20 protein-coding genes, 1 pseudogene and 1 riboswitch are annotated in these 21,592 nt (G+C 72.6%); of the genes and pseudogenes, 10 read left to right on the top strand and 11 right to left on the bottom strand.

Annotated features, from left to right (window positions below):
- Positions 1-43: 43 nt before the first annotated feature.
- Together FLV34_RS26845 and FLV34_RS26840 are read right to left on the bottom strand one after the other, a co-directional pair.
- Positions 44-331, bottom strand: coding sequence for a hypothetical protein (locus FLV34_RS26845; RefSeq protein ID WP_142648438.1), 288 nt, complete (start codon positions 329-331; stop codon positions 44-46).
- Between the two features lie 74 nt (positions 332-405).
- Entirely contained in the window at positions 406-3,249 is a 2,844-nt protein-coding gene (locus tag FLV34_RS26840; protein ID WP_187280744.1) for a LuxR family transcriptional regulator, read from the bottom strand.
- A gap of 153 nt (positions 3,250-3,402) precedes the next feature.
- Between FLV34_RS26840 and FLV34_RS26835 the strand changes: the two genes are divergently transcribed.
- Positions 3,403-3,750, top strand: a complete 348-nt coding sequence (locus FLV34_RS26835; RefSeq protein WP_142648436.1) for a hypothetical protein — start codon at positions 3,403-3,405, stop codon at positions 3,748-3,750.
- A gap of 61 nt (positions 3,751-3,811) precedes the next feature.
- Positions 3,812-4,060, top strand: coding sequence for a hypothetical protein (locus tag FLV34_RS26830; protein WP_222709634.1), 249 nt, complete (start codon positions 3,812-3,814; stop codon positions 4,058-4,060).
- A gap of 154 nt (positions 4,061-4,214) precedes the next feature.
- Here FLV34_RS26830 and FLV34_RS26825 read toward each other — a convergent pair whose 3' ends face one another.
- The 3 genes from FLV34_RS26825 to FLV34_RS26815 form a co-directional block, all read right to left on the bottom strand.
- Entirely contained in the window at positions 4,215-4,844 is a 630-nt protein-coding gene (locus FLV34_RS26825) for a TetR family transcriptional regulator (RefSeq protein ID WP_147944392.1), read from the bottom strand.
- Between the two features lie 118 nt (positions 4,845-4,962).
- Complete coding sequence (gene hsaA / locus FLV34_RS26820; protein WP_142648434.1) at positions 4,963-6,129, bottom strand: 3-hydroxy-9,10-secoandrosta-1,3,5(10)-triene-9,17-dione monooxygenase oxygenase subunit; 1,167 nt, start codon at positions 6,127-6,129, stop codon at positions 4,963-4,965.
- Positions 6,130-6,158: 29 nt separating this feature from the next.
- Positions 6,159-6,965, bottom strand: coding sequence for a TetR/AcrR family transcriptional regulator (locus FLV34_RS26815; RefSeq protein WP_142648433.1), 807 nt, complete (start codon positions 6,963-6,965; stop codon positions 6,159-6,161).
- A gap of 111 nt (positions 6,966-7,076) precedes the next feature.
- Here FLV34_RS26815 and FLV34_RS26810 point away from each other — a divergent pair, with 111 nt between their 5' ends.
- The 3 genes from FLV34_RS26810 to FLV34_RS26800 are packed head-to-tail and all read left to right on the top strand — an operon-like array spanning position 7,077 to position 11,282.
- On the top strand, positions 7,077-7,667 hold the full coding sequence (locus FLV34_RS26810; RefSeq protein ID WP_142648432.1) for an NADPH-dependent FMN reductase: 591 nt from the start codon (positions 7,077-7,079) through the stop codon (positions 7,665-7,667).
- Between the two features lies 1 nt (position 7,668).
- A complete protein-coding gene (locus FLV34_RS26805) occupies positions 7,669-9,411 on the top strand; it encodes an ABC transporter ATP-binding protein (RefSeq protein ID WP_142648431.1) in 1,743 nt (580 codons plus the stop codon).
- Positions 9,408-11,282: an ABC transporter ATP-binding protein gene (locus FLV34_RS26800; RefSeq protein ID WP_147944391.1), complete on the top strand. Its 1,875-nt coding sequence runs from the start codon at positions 9,408-9,410 to the stop codon at positions 11,280-11,282. Before FLV34_RS26805 ends, FLV34_RS26800 begins: the two co-directional genes overlap by 4 nt.
- A 183-nt stretch (positions 11,283-11,465) precedes the next feature.
- On the opposite strand, the gene FLV34_RS26790 is transcribed toward FLV34_RS26800, so the two are convergent.
- From FLV34_RS26790 to FLV34_RS26780, 3 genes are all read right to left on the bottom strand, one after another.
- On the bottom strand, positions 11,466-11,804 hold the full coding sequence (locus FLV34_RS26790) for a TraR/DksA family transcriptional regulator (RefSeq protein WP_142648429.1): 339 nt from the start codon (positions 11,802-11,804) through the stop codon (positions 11,466-11,468).
- A 37-nt stretch (positions 11,805-11,841) separates the two neighbouring features.
- Positions 11,842-12,126: a TraR/DksA C4-type zinc finger protein gene (locus FLV34_RS26785; RefSeq protein ID WP_168066021.1), complete on the bottom strand. Its 285-nt coding sequence runs from the start codon at positions 12,124-12,126 to the stop codon at positions 11,842-11,844.
- A gap of 232 nt (positions 12,127-12,358) precedes the next feature.
- Positions 12,359-12,724: a hypothetical protein gene (locus tag FLV34_RS26780; RefSeq protein WP_142648427.1), complete on the bottom strand. Its 366-nt coding sequence runs from the start codon at positions 12,722-12,724 to the stop codon at positions 12,359-12,361.
- A gap of 167 nt (positions 12,725-12,891) precedes the next feature.
- Here FLV34_RS26780 and FLV34_RS26775 point away from each other — a divergent pair, with 167 nt between their 5' ends.
- Both FLV34_RS26775 and secD read left to right on the top strand, forming a co-directional pair.
- Positions 12,892-13,326: a hypothetical protein gene (locus FLV34_RS26775; RefSeq protein WP_147944390.1), complete on the top strand. Its 435-nt coding sequence runs from the start codon at positions 12,892-12,894 to the stop codon at positions 13,324-13,326.
- 42 nt (positions 13,327-13,368) lie between these two features.
- Positions 13,369-15,615 (top strand): protein translocase subunit SecD, encoded by a 2,247-nt coding sequence (gene secD, locus FLV34_RS26770; protein ID WP_147944389.1) that lies wholly within the window; start codon positions 13,369-13,371, stop codon positions 15,613-15,615.
- Between the two features lie 86 nt (positions 15,616-15,701).
- Here secD and FLV34_RS26765 read toward each other — a convergent pair whose 3' ends face one another.
- Positions 15,702-16,427, bottom strand: coding sequence for a glycoside hydrolase family 25 protein (locus FLV34_RS26765; RefSeq protein WP_142648424.1), 726 nt, complete (start codon positions 16,425-16,427; stop codon positions 15,702-15,704).
- 12 nt (positions 16,428-16,439) lie between these two features.
- Positions 16,440-16,585: riboswitch (cyclic di-AMP (ydaO/yuaA leader) on the bottom strand.
- Positions 16,586-16,861: 276 nt separating this feature from the next.
- On the opposite strand from FLV34_RS26765, the pseudogene uppS reads away from it, so the two are divergent.
- Positions 16,862-17,962 (top strand): annotated as a pseudogene (uppS, locus tag FLV34_RS43440) (polyprenyl diphosphate synthase); the annotation flags it as partial.
- Positions 17,963-18,216: 254 nt separating this feature from the next.
- Positions 18,217-18,618, top strand: coding sequence for a hypothetical protein (locus FLV34_RS42695; protein WP_260617312.1), 402 nt, complete (start codon positions 18,217-18,219; stop codon positions 18,616-18,618).
- A 214-nt stretch (positions 18,619-18,832) separates the two neighbouring features.
- On the opposite strand, the gene FLV34_RS41780 is transcribed toward FLV34_RS42695, so the two are convergent.
- Positions 18,833-19,087 (bottom strand): hypothetical protein, encoded by a 255-nt coding sequence (locus FLV34_RS41780; protein WP_222709631.1) that lies wholly within the window; start codon positions 19,085-19,087, stop codon positions 18,833-18,835.
- 9 nt (positions 19,088-19,096) lie between these two features.
- Positions 19,097-19,243: a hypothetical protein gene (locus FLV34_RS40735; RefSeq protein ID WP_187280743.1), complete on the bottom strand. Its 147-nt coding sequence runs from the start codon at positions 19,241-19,243 to the stop codon at positions 19,097-19,099.
- Between the two features lie 231 nt (positions 19,244-19,474).
- Here FLV34_RS40735 and FLV34_RS26745 point away from each other — a divergent pair, with 231 nt between their 5' ends.
- Complete coding sequence (locus FLV34_RS26745; protein ID WP_142648423.1) at positions 19,475-20,047, top strand: flavin reductase family protein; 573 nt, start codon at positions 19,475-19,477, stop codon at positions 20,045-20,047.
- Positions 20,048-21,592 lie beyond the last annotated feature (1,545 nt).

Genomic DNA, 21,592 nt, shown 5'->3' with positions numbered 1-21,592 from the left:
CGCTCAGTGGTGCGTGCCCGCGATCGCGAAACAGGGACCGGCGTCAGGCATGAGCGGACACCTCCACCATCGCGAGCACGTCGACGGTCACGCCGACGCGGGCGGCCGCCTGGGTGGCCTGTGCGATGTGGTCCTTGAACGCACGTGCGTGCGGCTCGGTGTCGAAGACCGCGACCGTGTGCATCTTGCCGGTCTGCGCGTCCCGCATCCAATAGCCGCTGACGAAGCCCGGCCGCGCGGCGGTCTCGGGCACCACGGCGGCGCGCAGCGCCTGTTCCTGCTCGGCCCGCCGGCTCTCGTCGGCGGACCAGATCCCTACAACCGCGTGCATGGCCCGCACGCTATGGCCGGGACCGGCGCCGGGCATCCGTGCGACCACTCATCCGCGGTACCTATCCGTGTGCCCTATCGTGTGCCCTCTCCGTGTGCCCTCTCCGTGTGCCAGGAGGCGATCCGGGCCCGCGACTCGAAGCCGAGCTTCACCAGGATGTGCGCGACGTGGTTCTCGACCGTGCGCACGGACAGGTAGAGCCGCTCGGCGATCTGCCGGTTGGACAGCCCTTCGGCCACCAGGGCGGCGATCTGCCCCTCGCGCGGGGTCAGCGGGCCGGCCGGCGGCGTGACCACCACTTCGGCCACCGCTTCTGCCGCCCTTTCGGCCACCGCTTCGACCGCCGCCTGGAGCGTCGCCAGCCCCAGCCGCCGCGCCAGGTCACCGGCGGCGTCGAGGTGCTCGCGGGCGGCGGCCCGGTCACCCTGGTCAAGCGCCGCGCGGGCCAGTTCGAGGTGGACGTGTCCGGTGGCCGGCGCGAACCCCAGTGCGAGGCTCGTGGCCAGCGCGACGCGCAGGTGCTCCCCGGCGGCCTCCGCGTCGCCGAGAAGCCGGGCGAGCCGGCCCAGCCGCAGTGCCACCGGACCAAGCCCGGGGCCCAGCGGATCGGCGATCACCTGCCGGTCGGCGAACGTCAGCAACTGCGTGTAGACCCACGCACCGGTCTCCCGGTCGCCGAGCGCGACGCACACGTCCGCCATCCCGGACATCGCGACGACCCACTCCCGGGCGTGCCGCGGGAACGCGCCGAGGTGCGGGACCAGCGACGGCCACATCGCCCGCACCTCGTCGATGCGGCCCATGTGCGTCAGCACGTTCACGTGCCAGGCGCGGGACAGGAACGGGCCCTGCTCGGTGAACGCGCGCACCGCCCGCTCCACCGGCTCGTATCCCTCGCCGGTGAGCTGCGCGAGCGCATCGGCATAGATGAGGTGGAAGAATTCGGCCCCCTCGTGCCCGGCGCGCCGGCCCCGCGCCTGCCCCTCCGCCATCAGCTCGGCGGCCAGGGCCAGCCGGCCCTCGCTGAACGCGACGGACGCACGCACCAGCGTCAGCCGCCACGTCCACAGCGGCTCGCGCAGCTGGTCGACGGCGCCCGCGAACTCGGCCAGCTCGGTGTCGAAGGGCACCCGGCGGCCCAGCTCGGCGAACGCGCCCAGCCGCCACAGATGGCCCCAGGCCGCGTACTCCGGGCGGCCGACCTCGCGGCCCAGCCGCACCGCGCGCTCGCCGAGCGAGAGCCGCTCCAGCACGTGCCCCGCCCCGGTCAGCTCGGTGCCGCGCGCCTGCAACGCGAGGAACACCGCGTCCGGGTCGCCACACGCCTCGGCCTGCTGCAGCGCGCGGCGCCCCACGTCCGGCTCGCCGCCGTACGTCGCCTCCGGGCCGGGGCCGAACGGGTCGGCGGTGACGACCAGTTGGGCGAGGACCCGGGCGCGGCGCACCGGCTCGGTGTCGCCGAGCAGCGGCAGCGCCGCCCGGCACAAGGCGTGGATCCGCGGGGTGACCGAGGAGTCGGTGACCCCGCGCAGGACCGTTGCCGCGTCCGCGAGCACGGCCGCGTCGCCCGCGGCCCGGCCCAGGTCGGCGGCCTCCTGGCAGCAGCGCCAGGCGGCGTCCACCGCCCCGGCGCGGAACTCGCAGCCGGCGAGGTCGAGCAGCAGCCGGGCCCGGGTTCCGTCGTCCGCCCGGGGAAGCAGGCCGAGGGCGGCCCGATACTGGTATGCGGCGTCCTCGTACGCGAGCCGGCCCCGGGCCCGCTCGGCGGCGCGCAACGTGACCGTCAGCGCCTCCGCCTCGCCGCCCTGGCGCAGGTGATGCGCCACGGTCTCGATCGGGCCGTCGGCGACCGCCGCAGCGGCGCGCGCGTGCAGCTCCTGCCGCTCGGCAGGCCCCAGCTCGGCGTAGAGCACCTCCTGGGTGAGCACGTGGTCGAAGCGCAGCACGGGCCCGTCGGCGACGAGCACCCCGGCGTCCAGGGCGGCGTCCAGGGCGGCGTCCAGGGCGGCGTCCAGGGCGGCGTCGAGGGCGACGTCGAGGGCGACGTCGAGGGCGGGGCCCAGCCGCGTGACCGTCTCGTCGCGCGTCAGGCGCACGGTCGCGGCGAGGGTGGCCGCGTCGAACTCCCGTCCGTGTACGGAGGCCCGGCGCAGCAGGAGCCGGGTATCGGCGGGAAGCGCGTCCAGCCGCCGGCCGATCGTCGCGCGGATCCCGCGTGGGAGCCGCTCGCCGGTGCCCGCCAGCCGGGCCAGCTCCACCACGAACAGCGGGTTGCCACCGGACCGTTCGCCGATCGCGCGCAGCGTCGCCGCGTCCAGCGGGCCCGCCGCGGCCCTGGTGGCCAGTTCGGTGACGTCGCCGGCGGCGAGCGCGCCGAGGCGGATCCGGTGCGCCCCGCGCTCCCGGCCCACCGCGCTGAGCACCTCGTGCCGGTCCGTGCCGGCCTGCCCGTCGCGGAACAGCGCCAGCAGCATCAGCGGCAGGTCCGCCGCCTCGGACGCGACATGCTGCAGCAGGCGTAACGAGCCGAGGTCGGCGGCGTGCAGGTCGTCCAGGACGAGCAGCAGGCCGTCACCGGTGGCCCGGTCGCGCAGCGCCTCCACGACCGCGTCGAACCGCCGATATCGGGTGACCGAGGCGTCGGCGGGCTCGTCGAGGCCGGTGGCCGGGGCCCGGATGGCGTGCAGGATCTGCAGCCACGGCCGGAACGGCGCGCCCGGCTCGACTTCGAGACAGGACCCCCAGGCGGTGGCGTGCCCGGCGGCTCGTGCGCGCCGGGTCAGCGCGTTCGCGAACGCGGTCTTCCCGGCGCCGGCCTCGCCCTCGACCAGGACGACGGCGCCCGATCCGGCCCGCACCCCGGATAACCGGGTCTCCGCCTCGGCCAGTTCGCGCCCACGCCCGACAAGCTCCGTCACACGAATACCGTACGGGCAGCCGGCCGCCGAAATGATGTGTCCAATCAGTACGTCGAATGAGTATGCCGGATGAGTGTTTTCCCGGACGACCACCCGGCTCCGTGCGACCTACGGTCCCGGCATGGATGACCGTTCCGTCGACCGGGAGCTGCCATGAACCCGACCCTCAAGTGGGGCCTCGCCCTAGCCGTACTGCTGGGCCTGCTGGACATCGCCGGCGTGTCCGGTCTGTGGGCCGACGAAGGACCCCCGGCCGCGCTCGCGATCGGCGGCGGGGTGGTCGGGGTCATCACGATCGTGGCCGCGGCGCTCGCCCGGCGGCGCGGCGCGATCCCTGTGGTGATCGGCTCCCGGGTCGTCTCCGCACTGCTCGGCCTGCCGGTCTACTGGGCGGACGACGCCCCGGACTGGTCGAAGATCGTCATCGGGATCGCGATCGCGGTCACCGTGGCCGCGATCGTTCTGCTCGCCGTCGGCCGCCGGGCACCTCAGCCGGCCTGAGTCCCGTCCAACCGCCTGATCGGAGAACCGCGTGATCGCCAGAGTCGCACGGTGGGAACCCATGCCCACCGACGACCGTGACTGGGTCGTCGAAGCCGCCGCCTCCGTCCCCGGGGTGCGCGCCACCTACCATCTGCTGGACCCGGCCACCGGCAACGGCCTGTCGATCGCCGTTTTCGACGACGACGAGGCCGCCGCCGCGGCCGGCGAAGCGATCCGGCGCCGGGCCGCCGAGATCGGCTGGAACGACCAGCCCCGGCCGCGCTTCACCTCCGAAACCTTCTACCAGGTCATTCGCGGCACGCCGTGAGCCTCACCCGCGTACGGAACGTCGTGCGCGGGCGGTGAGGACGGGAGCGGCGACGGCCGCCGCGAGCACCATCGAGCCGAGCCCGAACCCCGCGAAAAGGTACGTGAGGATCTCCAGCGCCACGTCTGCAGCGTATGTGCCCGGAGCCGATCGGTCAGGGGGAAACTGGGCCGGCCGCCGCGTTCGACCGGGGCGCGAGCAGGAGCCGGCAGGCGATCCGGATGTCGCTCTCGGTGTCGGTGACCGACGCCCTGCCGTTGAGGCTCATCTGCAGCACGCCATACCAGCACTGCATCAGCAGCCGGATCAGCGTGACGTCGGTGACGGTGGGCTCGGCGACGCCGAGCGTGCGCAGGACGATCTTCCGGAACGTCCGGTCGATCCGGCCCACGTCGGCCACCGCGGCGGCGTTGGCGGCGCTCGCCGACTGGAGCATCGCGGTGGCGAGCGCGGGGCGGCGCAGCAGCCGCCTGCTGGCGAGCACGAGCACCTCGCCGACGGCGTCCTCGGGCGTCATCCCCGGCTCGGGCCGCGGGAGGCTCTCGCCGAACCTGTCGACCTGTTCGGCCAGCACCGCGGTGAACAGATGCGTCTTCGAGGGGAAGTAGCGGTAGAGCGTGGCGATCGCCACGCCGGCCTCCTTGGCCACCTCGTGCATCTGGACGCGCTCCAGTCCCTTTTCCGCGCCCAACCTGGCGGCGGCGCGCAGGATGCGCAGGTGACGGGCGCGCTGCTCGGGTGAGCTCGGCTCGGCCGGCGCCCTGACCTCGGCGATCCTCGGCACGTCTCCCCCCTGGTCCTTCGTCCGTCGCGACGACGATACACAGCGGAGCTTCCCCGGCCGCCAGTGGTCCATACCACTCAGTGGGACGTACGGGCCGGTCAGACGCCCGGGAATGCCCTCAGATCAGGTTGTCCTCGACGGTCAGGCCGAACTCGCCCCTGCCGTACATCGCGAGTGCCCGCTCGACGTCGTTGGCCACGTGGACGCTGCCCGCGTGGGCGTCGCGCCAGGCCCGCTCGATCGGGTTGCCGCGGCTGAGCGAGTTGCCCCCGGCGGTCTTGAACAGGATGTCGATGGCCTCCAGCGCCCGCTCGGTGGCGCGCACCTGGTCTCGGCGCACCCGCAGCCGCAGCTCGGCCGGGATCGTCTCGCCCCGCACCGCGTGCTCGTACACCTCCCGCACGTTGCGGTCGGTCTGCAGGATCGCCGCGTCGATCTCCGACGCCGCCCGGGCGACCGCGACCTGCGCGAACTGGTCCTCGGCGAACCGGCCGCCGCCCAGGCTGAGCCGTACGCGGTCGCGCATCGCGGTCACGTACGACCGGTAGCAGCCGACGGCCATCCCGATGACCGGGGCGGTGATCGTGGTGGTGAACACGGTGCCGAACGGGATGCGGTAGAGCGGGCCGGTGTTCACCTTCTGGCCGGGGCCGCGCAGCTGCGCCATGTCGTGGTTGCGCATCACGCGGTGGGCGGGCACGAAGGCGTCCTCGACGAGGATGTCGTTGCTGCCCGTGCCGCGCAGGCCGATGACGTCCCACACGTCCTCGATCACGTAGTCGGAGCGGGGCACCAGCACGGTCAGGAAGTCCACCGGCCTGCCCTGGTCGCCGAGGACCAGGCCGCCCAGCATCGCCCACGACGCGTGCTCGCAGCCGGAGGAGAACCGCCACCTGCCGGACAGCCGGTAGCCGCCCTCGGCGGGCACGAGCCGCCCGACCGGCGCGTACGACGAGGAGATGAGCGCGTCCTGGTCGCTCCCCCACACCTCGTCCTGGGCGGCCTCGTCGAACAGGCCGAGCTGCCAGGGGTGCACGCCGAGCACGGCGACGGTCCAGCCGGTGGACCCGCACACCGCGGAGATCTCCCTGACCACCTCGTAGAAGCTCACCGGGTCGCTCTCCGCGCCGCCGTACCTCTTGGGCTGCAGCATCCGGAACACCCCGGCCCGGGCCAGCTCCGTGATCGACTCGGCGGGGACCCGGCGGTCCTCGTCGGTGGACCGGGCCCGTTCGGCGATCTTCGGCAGCAGCGTGCGAACCGCGTCGATGACCTCGTTGCTCATGGGGGAGTTCTCCGTGTCACGCTCGTCGGTCAGTTGCCGTCCATGATGGCGGTGCCCTGTTCTCCGACGCGCAGCCGGGCGGCGATGCCGTCGAGGACGCTGTCCAGACCGAGCTCGAACTGCCAGTCGTCGTCGTCCTTCCTGACGCCCTGGCGGATGTAGCGCTCGAAGGCGGGATAGCGGCCCGAATCCAGCAGCCACCTCATCCGGGACGAGTAGAGGGTGCGCAGGTCGTCCATCTTCTCCGCGCCCTCCTTGCGCATCAGCCTGTCCATCCTGATCCGCGAGGTGGTCGCCCCGGTGACGAACGCGGTGACCGTGCCGATGACGGTCATCGCGGTGTCGGCGTCGAGGCCGAGGCCGTCCAGCGACGCGAGCAGCCGGTCGAGGCGCGCGACGAAGTTGGGGGTCAGCGGCCCGGAGCCGGCCGTGGTGTCCACCAGCCAGGGATGGCGCAGGATGAGGGCGCGCAGCCGCAGGGCGGATACGCGCAGGACCTCCCGCCAGTCGCCGCCTTCACCGCCGCCTTCACCGCCGCCCTCACCGGCTCGCGCCTCCTCGGCGTAGACCCTGTCGACCATCAGCTCGATCACGTCGTCCTTGCCGCGCACGTAGCGGTAGAGGCCCATGGTGGCGACGCCGAGCCGCTCGGCCAGGCGGCGCATGGAGACCGCGTCGAGCCCCTCGGTGTCCGCGATCTCCACGGCCGCCGCGCCGATCTGCGCGTGGGTCAGCGCCGCGCGGGGAGGCCGGGCGGGGCGCTCCATCCGCTCCCAGATGGACTCGCGGACCGCGCCGGTCACGTCGTCAACGCCGTCCGTCTTGTTCCCGGCCATCGTCGTGCTCCTCCCGCTTCGCTGTGTACATCGTACTCGGACTTGTACATCGTACGCATCTGCGCGTACGGTGTACCCGCCGCGTACGGCGTACTCACCTCGGGAGGAATCATGTCCGGAGAAGACCGGCTCAACGTGGGAATGATCATCGGCAGCGTCCGGGACGGGAGGGTCGCGCCCCTCGTCGCGAACTGGTTCGCCGCTCAGGCCGAGCGGCGCGACGACGTGGCGCTCGACGTCATCGACCTGGCCGAGACCCGGCTCCCCGACGGGCTGCGCGGGCACCTCGGCGGCGAGAAGCCGGAGGAGGTCGTCGGGCTGCGGCCCCGGGTGGAGGCGGCGGACGCCTTCGTCGTCGTGACCCCGGAGTACAACCGCAGCTTCCCCGCCGCGCTCAAACTGATGATCGACAGCTATCACCGGGAGTGGGCGGCCAAGCCCGTCGGATTCGTCTGCTACGGCGGCATGTCCAGCGGCCTGCGGGCCGTCGAGCAGCTCCGGCTTGTCTTCGCCGAGCTGCACGCGGTGACGATCCGCGACTCCGTCGCCTTCCAGAGCCCCTGGACGCTGTTCGACGCGGAGGGGAACTGGCCGAAGGACCCCGCGGGCCCGGAGGGCGCCGCCAAGGTCATGATCGACGAGCTCGTCTGGTTCGGCCGGGCCCTGCGCCAGGCGCGGGCGGCGCGGCCGTACGGGGGCTGAGATGGGTTCCCTGCTCCGCTCCGGCCTGCGCCCGCATCGCGGCGCGGTCGCCCTGATCGGCGTGCTCCAGATCGCGCAGGCGCTCGCCGCACTCCTGCTGCCCACGATCAACGCCACGCTGATCGACGACGGCGTGCTGCGCGGCGACACCGGGCTCATCCTGCGTCTGGGCGGCGTCATGGTGGCCGGGACGCTGGCCCAGGTCCTGTGCTCGGCCGTGGTGGGCGCGCTCGCGGCCAGGACCGCCGCCGCCGTCGGTCACGAGCTGCGCGCGGCCGTCTACGCGAAGGTCCAGTCGTTCTCCTCGCGGGAGGTGGGCCGCTTCGGGGTGCCGTCCCTGATCACCCGGACGATCGGCGACGTGCAGCAGGTGCAGACGCTCGTCTTCATGGGGCTGACCGGCCTGGCCGGCACGCCCATGATCTTCCTCGGCGGGGTGGTCATGGCCCTGCGCCAGGACCTGCGCCTGTCCACGCTGCTGCTGGTCGCGCTGCCCGCGCTGTCGGCCGTCCTGTGGGTGATCCTGCACCGGCTCACCCCGCTGTGGCAGGCGACCCAGCACGGCGTCGACCAGGTCAACCGGCTGATGCGCGAGCAGATCACCGGCGTCCGCGTCGTGCGGGCCTTCGCCGCCGAGGACCGCGAAAGCGCCAGGTTCGCCGAGGCCAACGACGCGCTGCTGGGCCTCGCCGTACGCGCCGCGCGGCTGGTGGCCCTGATGTTCCCCGCCGGGATGCTGATCGGCAACCTGTGCGGCGTGGCGGTGGTCTGGTTCGGCGGGCATCTCGTCGGCGACGGCGTCACCCCGGTGGGCTCGCTGGTGGCGTTCCTCAACTACCTGGCCGTGATCCTGGGCTCCGCCCTGCTCGCGACGTTCACCGTCCTGGCCGTGCCGCGCGCCCGGGTCTCCGCCGTACGGGTGCGGGAGGTGCTGGAGACCGGGACAGAGCCGGACGCGTCACCGGCTCACAGCAGCCCCGCCCGGCGGGACCGGATCTGGATGGGCGAGGTGGAGGTCCGCGACGCGCACGTGCGCTATCCGGGGGCCGAAGAGCCGGTGCTGCGGGGCGTGCGCCTCCGCGTCCGCCCCGGCGAGACCGTCGCGGTCGTCGGCTCCACCGGCTCGGGCAAGACGACCCTGCTGAACCTCGTGGCCCGGCTGGTCGGCCCGGCCGCCGGGCGGGTGCTCCTCGACGGGACGGACCTCGCGTCGCTGCCGCCCGAGGAGCCGGCCGGCGTCGTCGCGCTGGTGCCGCAACGGCCGCACCTGTTCTCCGGCACCGTCGCCGCCAACCTCAGGTACGGCAGGCCGGAGGCGACCGACGCCGAGCTGTGGCACGCGCTGGAGGTGGCGCAGGCGCGCGACGTCGTGGAGGCGCTGCCGGAGGGCCTGGAGACGCCGCTCGGCCAGGGGGGCGCCTCGCTGTCCGGCGGCCAGCGGCAGCGCCTGACGGTGGCGCGGGCCCTGGTCGCCCGTCCCCGGGTGCTGCTCCTCGACGACCCGTTCTCCGCCCTCGACCCGATCAACGAGCGCGCGCTCGCCGACGCGCTGGCACGCGAGACCAGCGACGTCGCCGTCGTCCTGGTCGCCCAGCGGATCTCCTCGGCCCGGCACGCCGACCGGGTGGTCGTGCTCGACGAGGGCCGCGTCGCCGGAGAGGGGACCCACGAGGAGCTGATGGCCTCGTGCCCCGCCTACCGCGAGATCGTCTTCTCCCAGACAGGTCAGGAGGTGGCCGCATGACGGCCCCCAGCCGTGGAACCGTCCGGCGTCTGCTGGAGACGGCCCGCCCCGAACTGCCGCTCGCCGTGGCCGCCCTGGCCTGCGCGGCCGCCGCCGTGGCCCTGAGCGTGGCGGTCCCCCGGCTGCTCGGCGCGGCCACCGACCTGGTGCTGCCGGCCGTGTCCGGGCACCGTCAGGTGGACTTCGCCGCCACCGGCCGGATCCTGCTCGCCGCCCTCGCCTGCTACCTGGCCGCGTTCCTGCTCACCCTCGCCCAGCAGCGGACGACCGCGGCCATCGCGCAGCGGCTGGTGTTCCGGCTGCGGGAGCGGACCCAGGCCAAGTTCGCCCGGCTGCCGCTGGCCTACTTCGACGAGCGGGAGCGGGGCGACCTGCTCTCCCGCGCCACCAACGACGTCGACAACGTCGGTCAGACGCTCCAGCAGGTGCTCAGCGTGGCGGTCACCGCGCTGCTCACGCTCGCCGGCGTGCTGGTGATGATGGTGTGGACCTCGCCGCTGCTCGCCCTGGTGTCGGTGCTCATGGTGCCGCTGTCCGTCGTGGCGGCCAGGGTGGTCGGCGGCCGGGCCCAGCCGCGGTTCGCCGAGCAGTTCGCGGCCACGGGCCGGCTCAACGCGCACGTCGAGGAGACCTACACCGGGCACGCCCTCGTGAAGGTCTTCGGCCGGCGGCGCGAGGCCGTGCGCGAGTTCGGCGAGCGCAACGACGCGGTGTTCCGCGCGGGGTTCCGGGCGCAGCTGCTGTCGAGCCTGATCGGCCCGTCGATGTCGCTCGTCATGAACCTCAACTACGTGCTCGTCGCGGTCATCGGCGGCCTGCGGGTGGCGGCCGGCTCGCTGTCGATCGGCGACGTGCAGGCGTTCGTCCAATACTGCCTGCAGTTCGGGCAGCCGGTGAACCAGGTCACGTCGATGTCCACCCTCCTGCAGTCGGTGCTCGCCTCTGCAGGGCGGATCTTCGAACTGCTCGACGAGGACGAGGAGGAGCCCGTCGCCGACCCCGTCCACCCGCCTGCCACGGCCACCGGCCGGGTGACGTTCGAGAACGTCTCGTTCCGGTACGTGCCGGACCGGCCCCTCATCGAGGACCTGTCCCTGGTCGCGGAGCCTGGGCAGACCATCGCCATCGTCGGCCCGACCGGCGCGGGCAAGACCACGCTGGTCAACCTGCTCATGCGCTACTACGACGTCACGGGCGGGCGGATCACGGTGGACGGGGTGGACATCGCCCGGGTGCCCAGGCAGGAGCTGCGGACGCGGATCGGCATGGTGCTCCAGGACACCTGGCTACGGCACGGCACGATCGCCGGCAACATCGCGTACGGCGCCGGAGACGTGCTGCGCGAGCGGATCGTCGAGGTGGCCAGGGCCACGGGCGTCGACCACATCGTGCGCACACTGCCCGACGGGTACGACACGGTGGTCGACGACGACGGCGAGGGTTTGAGCGCGGGTGAGCGGCAGCTCGTCACCATCGCCCGCGCGTTCCTGGCCGATCCCCCGATCCTGGTGCTCGACGAGGCCACCAGCGCGCTCGACACCCGCACGGAGGTGCTGGTGCAGCGGGCCATGACCTCGCTGCGGGCCGGACGCACCGGGTTCGTCATCGCCCACCGCCTGTCGACCATCAGGAACGCCGACCTGATCCTCGTGATGGACGAGGGACGGATCGTCGAGCAGGGCACGCACCACGAACTGCTCGCGGCGGACGGCGCGTACGCCCGGCTGTATCGCGCGCAGCTTCCCGGGGCCCAGCTTCCCGGGGCCCAGCTTCCCGGGGCCCAGCTCCCCGGGCCCGGCTCCCCGGGGCCCGGCCGGAGCGGTCAGCTGTGTGAACCGCCGTCCACGCGGACCTCCACGCCGTTGAGGTAGGCGCCGTCCGCCGAGGCGGCGTACGCGATGGTCCCGGCGATGTCCTCCGGGCGGCCCGGCCTCGGATGAGCGTCACCTGTGCTCAATCCCATCTGCGGGCCGGGAGGCCGAGCGCCGATCCCACCGTGGCAGAACCTGCGCCCGGCCGCCCCCGCCCTCCCGCTCAGTGGGAGTCCCGCCGGGTCACCGGGTCTCGTGGCGCCGCTGGCAGGCGATGCAATACCGGGCCAGGGGCCGGATCTTCAGGCGGCCGAACGGGATGGCCCCGGCGCAGTCGGCGCACCGGCCGTAGCTGCCCTCCTCGATCCGCTCCAGCGCCCTGCGCAGCTCGGCGACCGCCCGCTCGGTGGCGGCGACGTCGGCGAGCAGGGCGAGCCTCGCGGTGTCGTCGTTGCCGCCGTCGACGGCGGCCCGCAGGTCGCGCAGCTGCACCTCCCGCCACTGGAGCTGCTCTTCAAGGTCCGCGCGCATGGCCTGCGTCTGCGGCTCGCTGATCGCGGTGAACTCGTCACTGGTGGTCATCGTCGAGGTCCTTTCGAGTGTTCTCGACTGTGGGCCGTCATGCCGACAACCGGGTCTCTCCGGCGCATGACGCGCAGACCTGCACGTGCGGCATGCGCCGGAGCCGGTCGAGCGGCAGGAACGCCTCGCATCGGGTGCAGGTGCCGTAGAGGCCGCGCTCCATCCGCTCCAGAGCCGCCTCGATCTCGGCGACCTCGATCGTGGCGGCCTCGCCCACGGCGGCGTGGAGCCGCTCCTCGAGCAGCGTGCGCAGCTCGGACATCTGCGCGGAATACCGCCGGCACTCCTCCATGAGGAGACGCGGCGACCTGATCTCTGCCATAGGCGGCATCACTCCAGGTGAAAGATGATGTGGGCGCGCGGGCGCGCGCCTTCGGCGTACCGGGGCTGCCGGTACGCGAGACGAGTACGCGGGAACGGCCCGCGTACGACGGTGATGGGAAGGCTTCGCCCGTGACAGGGCGCGGCTACGCGAAATCCCGTGTCGCAGCGCTCATGTCACAGCGCTCATGTCACAGCGCTCATGTCACAGGGCGCGGATTACAGCGCTTGTCTCAGATGGCCTGTGGCGGGCTGCGCGAGCCGGCGGTGCGATGACCGGTCTGCTGGGGGCTGAGGACGATGTCCTCGTGATGCCGGGCGGGCCCCGGCGGGGTTACGGGTGCCGCGGCCACGGCGACGCGCGGCCGGAACGGGAACGGCAGGTGCTCGGCACCGGCGGCGCTCGTGGGCAGGGTCGCCGACTGCGGCGTCCACGCCCCCGGCGTCCACACCTCGGCGGCGGCCTGCGGCGCGCGCTGGGCGGGATCGCCGCCATACCAGGCGGGCGTGGAGGCGACCAGTGCGAGGGCGAGCATCAGCAGGCCCACCACCAACGTGAAGGCGGTGGACCCGCACGTGCCACGTCGCAAGGTCGCCATGTGACCGACCATAACCCACCTTCGCGAAACGGTCATCCGCGTTTCCTGCGCCCGTGTTCTGTGCCCGTTTCTGTGCCCGTTTCTGGGCCCGTCTCCCGCGGGCACGCTCGCCCGGAACCGGCTACGGTGGCCGCAAGACCGGGCGGACGCGGGAGGGGGAGACCGTCGTGCGACGTGGGCTGACCGCCGCGCTGCTGCTCCTGCTGCACGCGATCCTCCTGACCTCCGGCGGCACGCCGGCGTCAGCGTCGGCGCACGCGCCGGCGTGGGGGACGGCGTGGGGGACGGTTCATCTCCCCGCCGCCCGCCACGTCGTGGCGGCACCGGCGCGTGACGGGGCACGGCTCACGCACACACGGCTCATGGGCACGCGCGTCTGCGCCCCTGCCCACGCCACGCGGCCGGCTCAGGGTGATCCGGCCCGCGTCCGGACGGGCGGGGCCGGCTCCGGCGCCACCGGCGGGCCGGTCGTGCTGCCCAACCCCGCGGTGCCGCGCGGCGGCACCCGGGTCACCCGGGCCGGTCCGCGTCACGACGGCCCGCCCGCCCAGCGCACGCGTCGCGCCGCCGCGGCCCGCGCCCCTCCCTCCACGGCGTACTGAGACCGCTCTCACTCGTCCCACTCGTACGCCTGTGGAGGCTTCATGTCCCGTGCGCCCCTGTGGCGCGCGGTGGCGGCGCTCGCCGTCATCGCGATCTCACTGCTGCTCGCTCTCACCATTGCGCCGCGCCTCGGCCTCGACCTGCGCGGCGGCACCCAGCTCGTCTTCGAGACGAGAGACTCTCCCACGGTCAAGGCGGACGCCGACGCCGCCGACCGTGCCCTCGACGTGCTCCGGCGCCGGGCGGACGCCCTCGGAGTCGTCGATCCCACCCTGGTCCGCTCCGGCGAGAAGCGGATCATCGTCGAACTGCCCGGCGTGCTCGACCCGCGCGAGGCCGCCGCGGTCATCGGCAAGACCGCCCAGCTCAACTTCCATCCGGTGCTGAGCGCCGCCGAGGAGGGTGACACGGACGCGATCGCGGACGAGAGCGGCCGGAAGCTGAAGCTCGGGCCGGTCGCGCTCAGCGGGGCCGGTGTCGCCGACGCCGCCGCGCGCAGCGACCCCCAGGCGGGGCCGGGCTGGTTCGTCACGATCGATTTCAAGGAACCCGGTCCCTGGCGGAAGCTGACCGGCGAGGCGGCCTGCGCGCCGCTCGGCGACCACAAGCGCCGCGTCGCCATCGTCCTCGACAACGAGATCATCTCCTCGCCGCAGGTGGACGAGTCGATCGCCTGCGGGGTGGGGATCGGCGGCGGCACCACGCAGATCACCGGGTCGTTCACCCCGCAGGAGGCGCAGAACCTCGCGGTGCTGATCAAGGGCGGCTCGCTTCCGGTGCCGCTTGAGCTGGTCGAGCAGCGTACGGTCGGCCCGACCCTCGGCGCCGACGCCATCGCGGCGAGCGCCAAGGCCGGCGTCGCCGGGGTGATCCTGACCGCGGTGTTCATCGGCATGGTCTACCGGCTGGTGGGCGTGCTGGCCGCGGTCGCGCTCGCCTGCTACGGCCTGATCTCGTACGCCGGGCTCGTGGCCATGGGGGCCACGCTCACGCTGCCCGGCCTGGCCGGGTTCGTCCTGGCGATCGGCATGGCGGTGGACGCCAACGTGCTGGTCTTCGAACGGGCCAGAGAGGAGTTCGGCGACGCGCCCCGGCGGGGCCTCAAGGCGGCACTCGACCGGGGCTTCAAGAACGCCTGGAGCGCGATCGCCGACTCCGGCATCACCACCCTGCTCGCCGCCGGGCTGCTGTTCTGGCTGGCCTCGGGGCCGGTGAAGGGCTTCGGCGTGACGCTGGCCATCGGCGTGCTGGCCTCGCTGGTCTCGGCCATGCTGATCACCCGGGTGCTCACCGCCGCGCTGATCGGCAGGATCGGCCCGCGGGCGTCCGGCATCGGCTCGATCGGCCGGGTCAGGACGTGGCTGACGCGGCGCGACCCGGACCTGATGCGGCGCGGGCGGCTGTGGCTCGCCGTCGCGGCCGGGCTGCTCGTGGTCGCGGGCGCGGGCCTGGTCACCCGCGGCCTCAACTACGGCGTCGAGTTCACCGGCGGCCGGATCGTGGAGTTCGGCACGAGCAGGCCCGTGGACGTCGCGGCGGCCAGGCAGGCGGTGGCGGACGCCGGGTTCCCCTCGGCCGTCGTGCAGCGGTCGGAGGACGCGCTCTCGGTGCGCACCGGGCAGATCAGCGCCGACGACGTGGTCCGCATGGAGGAGGCGCTCGACCGGCGCGTGGGCGAGGTCGCCAAGCAGCGCGACGAGCTGATCGGGCCGAGCCTGGGCGAGGAGCTGCGCCGCAACGCGATCATCGCGCTCGCTGTCGCGCTCGCCGCACAGCTCGTCTATCTGGCGTTCCGGTTCCGGTGGACGTTCGGCACGGCGGCCGTGGCGGCGCTGTTCGTGGACGCGGCCGTCGTCGTCGGCGCGTTCGCCTGGATGGGCAGGCCGATCGACGGGGTGTTCCTGGCGGCGATGCTCACGATCATCGGTTATTCGGTCAACGACAAGGTCGTGCTGTTCGACCGGGTGCGCGAGCTGTGGCCGGTGCGCCGCCGCGAGCCGTTCGGCCGGGTGGTGAACGCCGCGATCCTGCAGACCGCGCCGCGCACGGTCAACACCGGGCTCGGGGCGCTGTTCATCCTGGCGGCGCTTGCGGTGTTCGGCGGCGACTCGCTGCGCGACTTCGCCGTCGCCCTCCTGATCGGCATCGTCGCCGGCACGCTGTCGTCGTCGTTCGTGGCCGGGCCGGTGGCGATCGCGCTGGAGCGGCGCTCCGGCCAGGCGCCGCCGGCTCCCGCCGCGCCCCGGGTCAGGCCCGTACGCCGCGACGACTCCGGCGCGGTGGTCTGAGGCCGGTACGGCTCCCGGCGCGTCCCCCCGGGGCGGGCGATCCGCCCCGGGGGGACGCCGGGCTGTCGGCGGCGCTGCCGGCGGCGTTATCGGCGGCCGAGCGCGCGCAGCTGGGCGGGCGTCAGCGAGGAGACGTTCTGGTCGATGGGCTCATCGGTGTACTGGTGGATGGCCCAGGTCTTCCAGTCGGCGGGCGGCGTGATGTCGCCGGGCGCCTTGCTGTAGTGGGCCACCCACAGCGGGTACTGGCCGAGGCCGCGGCCGTACTTGTTGGCGAAGTTCCACCCGCTGTAGAACATCGGCCTGGTGCCGGTCTTGGCCGTCACATACTCCAGCCAGGTCTTGGCCCACTTGTTGACCTGCTCGACGGACTCGCCGTCCGCGGTCTCCAGGTCGAGGACCAGGATGTCGCCGGGCTTGCTCGGCTGCGAGTTCACCACGCTGAGGAAGTGGTCGGCCTCGGCGATGGGGTCGTTGGAGGGGTGGCCGTAGTGGTAGGCGCCGCGGACGATGCCCTTCTTGGCCAGCTCCCGCCAGTGCCGGGGGAAGGACGAGTCGACCCAGTCGGTCCCCTCGGTGGCCTTGATGAAGCCGAACTGCGCGCGGCTGTTCATCCAGTCGTGGTCGGCCTCGTAACCGGAGACGTCCTGACCGTACGTGTGCGGGTTCGCGTACGCCGGGGCGGCGGGCAGAGCCACGGCCGCGGTGATGCCGGCCGTGGCGGCCGAGACCGCGAGGGTCGCCGCCGCGAGGGCGGAGCGCAGGCGCCGGCGCGAGTGCCGGCCCCCGAGGGAGAGCCGATGGGTGGACATGACGAGGTTGACTCCTTGCTTCCATGCCGCCTACCGGGTTAGCTGACGGGTTCGGGCAGGAAGTGCCCTACGGGCGCATCTGGGGGCCTGCGCTCCGATTCACCCCAAAGAGAGTGGGTCCCCGGCTCCACATGACGCGGATTCGGCGGCCGCGCGGTCATGCGACCACGCGGACCGGGCAACGACACGGCAAGGGATGGGTCGCCGGAGGCGGGTCGTTACCCCATACCGTGTGCCCTAAAGGTACACAATCCACCAGAATGGTGTAAACAGGACAAAACACGCCTTTACCTGGCACAACGCGGCAGCACCTGGTCCGGACCCGCTCGAAGTAAGGGCCGTGGCTAACAACGGTAAGTAGTCGATCTCTCACCGACTGTGCAAGCCTCGTCGCCGTGAGGGTGAGAAGCGTCCCCCGTCATGTGGCGTGCGTCATGGACGGGAACGGCAGGTGGGCCGCGCAGCGGTCCCTGCCCCACACCGAGGGGCATCGGGCGGCCGAGGCCGCTGTGATCGATGTCATAGAGGCGGCATACTCGGCGGGCGTCGAGTGGCTGAGCCTCTACGCGTTCTCCACCGAGAACTGGCGGCGCCCCGCCACCGAGGTCGACGTCCTGCTGCGACTGGTGCGCCGCGCCGTACGCAAACACGCCCTGTCACTGCACACACGGGGGATCCGCTGCCGGTTCCTCGGAGCCGCCGACCCGCGGATCCCGCCCGCACTGGCCAGGGACATCGCCGACCTCATGGCGCTGACCCGCGACAACCGGCGGATGACGTTGACGGTGGCGTTCGACCACGGCGGCCGCCGCGACATCGTCGAGGCCGCCAGGTCGCTGATCCGCGACGGCGTGCCGCCCGAGCAGGTCACCGAGGAGAGTTTCGCCCGTCGTCTGCCCCACCCCGACATGCCGGAGGTCGACCTCGTCATCCGCACCTCCGGCGAACAGCGCATCTCCAACCTCATGCTCTGGCAGGTGGCGTACGCCGAATGGGTCTTCCCCCCGGGTGCTGTGGCCCGACTTCCGTGCCGGGCACTTCTGGGAGTGCCTGGAGATCTACCGGCGGCGCCACCGCCGGTTCGGCGCCACACCGACACCGATCTCGGCACCGGTCTCGGCACCGGTCTCGGCACCGACACCGACAGGAAAGGGACGTCGATGAGTGACGCAGCACCGGGATCCATGCTCCACGAGCTGACCCGGCAGACGCGCTGGGGGCTGGTGGCGACCCGGGCCATCGTCCTGGAGGCCGCGCACCCGCAGATCGGCGCGGCGCTGATCACCAACTCGACCTTCGTCGCGCACCCGTGGCGCCGGCTGCGCAACACCGTGCTCAGCGCGCAGCGCATGGTGGACCCCGACATCCGGGTGCGGCAGCGGGAGGCGGCCCGGCTCAACCGCCTCCACGCGCGCATCACCGGCACCGACGCCGAGGGCCGCCCGTTCAACGCCGCGGACTCCGAGGCGCGCGCCTGGGTGGTGGCGACGCTGTTCGAGTCCACGGTCACGATGTGCCGGTTGAGCGGCGAGTCCCTCGACGGTCCGGTCCTGGAAAGGCTGTACGCCGAGTTCCAGTCGTTCCTCACCCTCATGGACCCCTACGGGGGCAGGCTCCCAAGGCGGGGGCGCTCCTGCGCCTCCTCACACCCGGCCCGGAGGCGGCCGGCACCGCCACCACCTCCGCGGCCGCCGCCGGGGGCTCCGCCGTACGATCCGCCGCGCGGTTCTTCTCCGAGGTCCTCGACCAGACCGGCGACGGCCACCTCGACTGGCCCGACCTCGCCGCGATGGCCAGGGAGATCGCCACCCGCCTCGACCTGGAGACTCAGGACGAGGACCGCCTGTTCGCGGCCTTCGCCGACTGGTGGCGGGAGCTGCAGCAGGAGCTGGACACCGACGGCGACGGACGCATCACCGGCCACGAGTACGCCGCGGCCTCCGCCGCCCTGGCCGGCCCGGCGCTCATCAGGATCGCCGAGGTACTGTTCGACGTCACCGACACCGATGACGACCAGACCATCGATGCTGAGGAGTACCGGTCTCTCTTCCGTACGGCGTTCGACCACGACTCGGGCGACGACGATGATGACGGGCGGCTGACCCGGGGTGAGTTCGTCCGCCGGTTCCTCGGCTTCATGGCGGGCCGCCGGCACTCCGGCGGCTACGACCAGATGTTCGCCCAGGCCTGACGCGCTGTCGCCGCGGCCGAAGTCCAGGTCCCTGCCCGTGCGTGCGAAGGCGTAGAAGCGCTCGACGGTCTCGGCCGGCGCGCCCGCCGGGACACCGATCCGGCCCGCCAGCTCGGCGAAGGTGTCCGCCCGGAAAGCGATGCCCTGGCCGTAGAAACTCCTGCGGCACCGGCATGCCCGGCATGATCTGCGCGAACGGATAACGCGCCCGTGCCTAGGCGTCCATCACGAACCAGGCCGGGACGTGCCCGCCCGCGCCCTGGTCGTGCACGAAGTTCACGTACGGCACGGACTCGTCGGTGAACCTCCTGCCGTCCGCCGAGACGATGATCGACGGCGGGATGCACCGCTCGGACACCAGCGCGATCGTCTCCCCGGCCGGGTGCGTACGGCCCGCTGTCGTACGCGGCCAGCGCGGCGGCCATGCCTCCGCCCCCGCTGCCGACGATGACGAGGTCGAACTCCTCATCCCACGCGGTCACCGCTCCTCCTTCCGCGTGTTGCCCCGCGACCAGCAGGGCGGGGTGTCCGGCTTCGCAGCGGGGAGCATCTCCCGCTCGGAGTGCAGCACGCCGTGCTCGGTCGTGAGTTCCCGTAGGGTCGACTCATAGGTCAGCTCCGTCATGGTCCATGCCGAATCACCGGAGTGCCGGACTCGTGACGCTAACTGGACAGACACACCGAATAGGGCGATCATCCCGATGAGCGAGATCGGGACAGGCAGGCTCGGTGACCTGCCCGGACCACGCTCCCGCCGGTACGTGCCTTCGGTTGACCGGGATCCCCTTGCGGGCCGCACATGAGGGGGTTTGTAAGTTCGTCACCTGAGGCATCGACACGCACGCGAGGTGAGTCCATGACCGCTGTACCCGCCGACCCCGAGTTCACCGAGCCGGCACCGCCCACACCCGCCGAGTTCCGGCGCGCGCTGGGCATGTTCGCGAGCGGTGTGACCGTGGTGACGGGCCTTGACGACGGCGAGCCCGCCGGTTTCGCCTGCCAGTCGTTCGCGTCGGTGTCCCTCGAACCGCCTCTGATCCTTTTCTGCGCCGACCACAGAGGCCGCGCCTGGCCGCGTATCAGGAGGTCGGGCCGCTTCTGCGTGAACGTGCTCGGGGAGGACCAGGTCGATCTCTGCGGCCGGTTCGGGTCCAGTACGGGCGCGAAGTTCGCGGGCCTCGACTGGGACCTGTCGCGATGGGGCACCCCGTCCTTGCGGGGAGTGCTGCTGCGCGTCCACGGCGAGATCCGCGACGTGCACGTCGCCGGCGACCACGACGTGGTCATCGGCCACGTCAACGAGCTCGAACCCGTCGTCACCGAGCAGCGCCCCATGCTGTTCTTCCGCGGCCGGTTCGGCCTCGACCAGGACGACCCGGCCGCCGCCCTCGGCCCCAACCTGTGGGGCTGGGGCGACCATTGGGGCTGATGATCCCCTCTTCTCTACGGCCCATACAGCGAGCCGCACCCCCTCTTCAACGACCCGCACCCGCCTCGCCGGCCGAGCGCCCCCAAGCCACATGACACAAGTCCGTGGCGCGCGCGGTGCCGGCCGAGCGCCCCTCACCCGTATGACACGAGTTCCTGGCGCGCGGTGCCGGCCGAGCGCCTCTCACCCGTATGACGCAGGTCATGGCGAGCGGTGCCGGGCAGCAGCCGCGCCCCGCCTCGCCTCGCCTCGCCGTACGGATATCCCTCACGGGCCGCATGATGCGGGTCATGGCAGGCGGTGCGGAGGCAGCAGCCGTCCCCCCCCTCTCCTGACAGGCGACCCCCCGCCACTTGGTGCAGGGCGCGGTAGGTGCTGCGCCGACCTCAACAGCCCCTTTGCCCCGCTTGCCTCGCCGGGCGGACGCGCAGCGCATCATGCAGGCCACAGCAGTGGTGCACCGCCAGCAGCAGCGCCCGTTCCCCCCTCACCGACGGGCGGCCGAACTCGTCCGCACACCGCACGCCGTCGAACGCACCTCCGCGTTATCGAACGGACCTGCGCACCGTCGAATACGCATAAGCGTCGTCGAATGCGCCGTTGTCGCCCGATTCCGAGCAGCATCTTCACCGCCTTCGGGGAGGCCCTCAGACGGCCGACACCCCCTTCCCTGGATAACTTGCGGCCCCAACCGTTCGCTTCGCACGGTTGCCACTCGCTCACGGAGTGCGAGAGAATCCATACATCAGTTCGAATCAATCGAGGCGGGGGTGATGGATCTTTTCGACATCGATCCTGAGCGCCTTCGTCATTCGAATGGCCCTGATGACGGTTGGTGGGACCGTCTGGTCGCCAATTCGCCGCTGTGGTCGTCCGACGGCTCGTCCGCCCGCGAGCCTTTCCCGATCATCAACTTTGCGCCCCGGCAGCCCGCCAACGCGTCCCGCGCCGCAAGCACGGACGCCCCAGGCACCGATACAGGCAGCGCAACTAACGACGGCGCGGATCCCACGAGTGGTGCTGCCGCCGGTACGAATGCCGCTGGCGCGAACGCCGCGCGCTGGACCGCCGACAGCGCAGGATCGGACACAGGTGCCACCCACGGGGCTGCCGATCGTGCGGCTGCCGCCGGTGCGGACGCCGCTGGCGCGGATGGTGCTCGCGCGAACGCCGCGCGTGGGGCCGCCGAGAGTGCGGCATTCGCCGGTGCGAATGTGGGTGGCGCGAACGGCGCTAGCGCGAATGCCGCCCGTGAGACTGCCGAGGACGCGGCTCCCGCCGGTGCGAATGGCTCCGGCTCTGGCGCTAGCGCGGATGGCGCTGGCGCGGGCGGCTCTGGCTCTGGCGCTAGCGCGGATGGCGCTCGCGCGGGCGGCTCGGGTGCGGGTGCGGGTGCTTCCGAGGGTGTGGGTGGGCGTGATCGTGGTCGTGACCGTGGTCGGGGTGGTGTGCGGTCGTCGTGGGTGGTGGTGGGGTCGGTTCGTGAGGTGGCCCAAGAGCTGGCGCTGACCCCGCTTCCCGATGACGTGGACATGTGCCTGGCCG

This window comes from Microbispora sp. CSR-4 (assembly GCF_008033685.1).
Taxonomy (GTDB): Bacteria; Actinomycetota; Actinomycetes; order Streptosporangiales; family Streptosporangiaceae; genus Microbispora.
The sequence above is the reverse complement of the archived record's forward strand: the minus strand, read 5'-3'. Positions and strand labels throughout refer to the sequence as shown.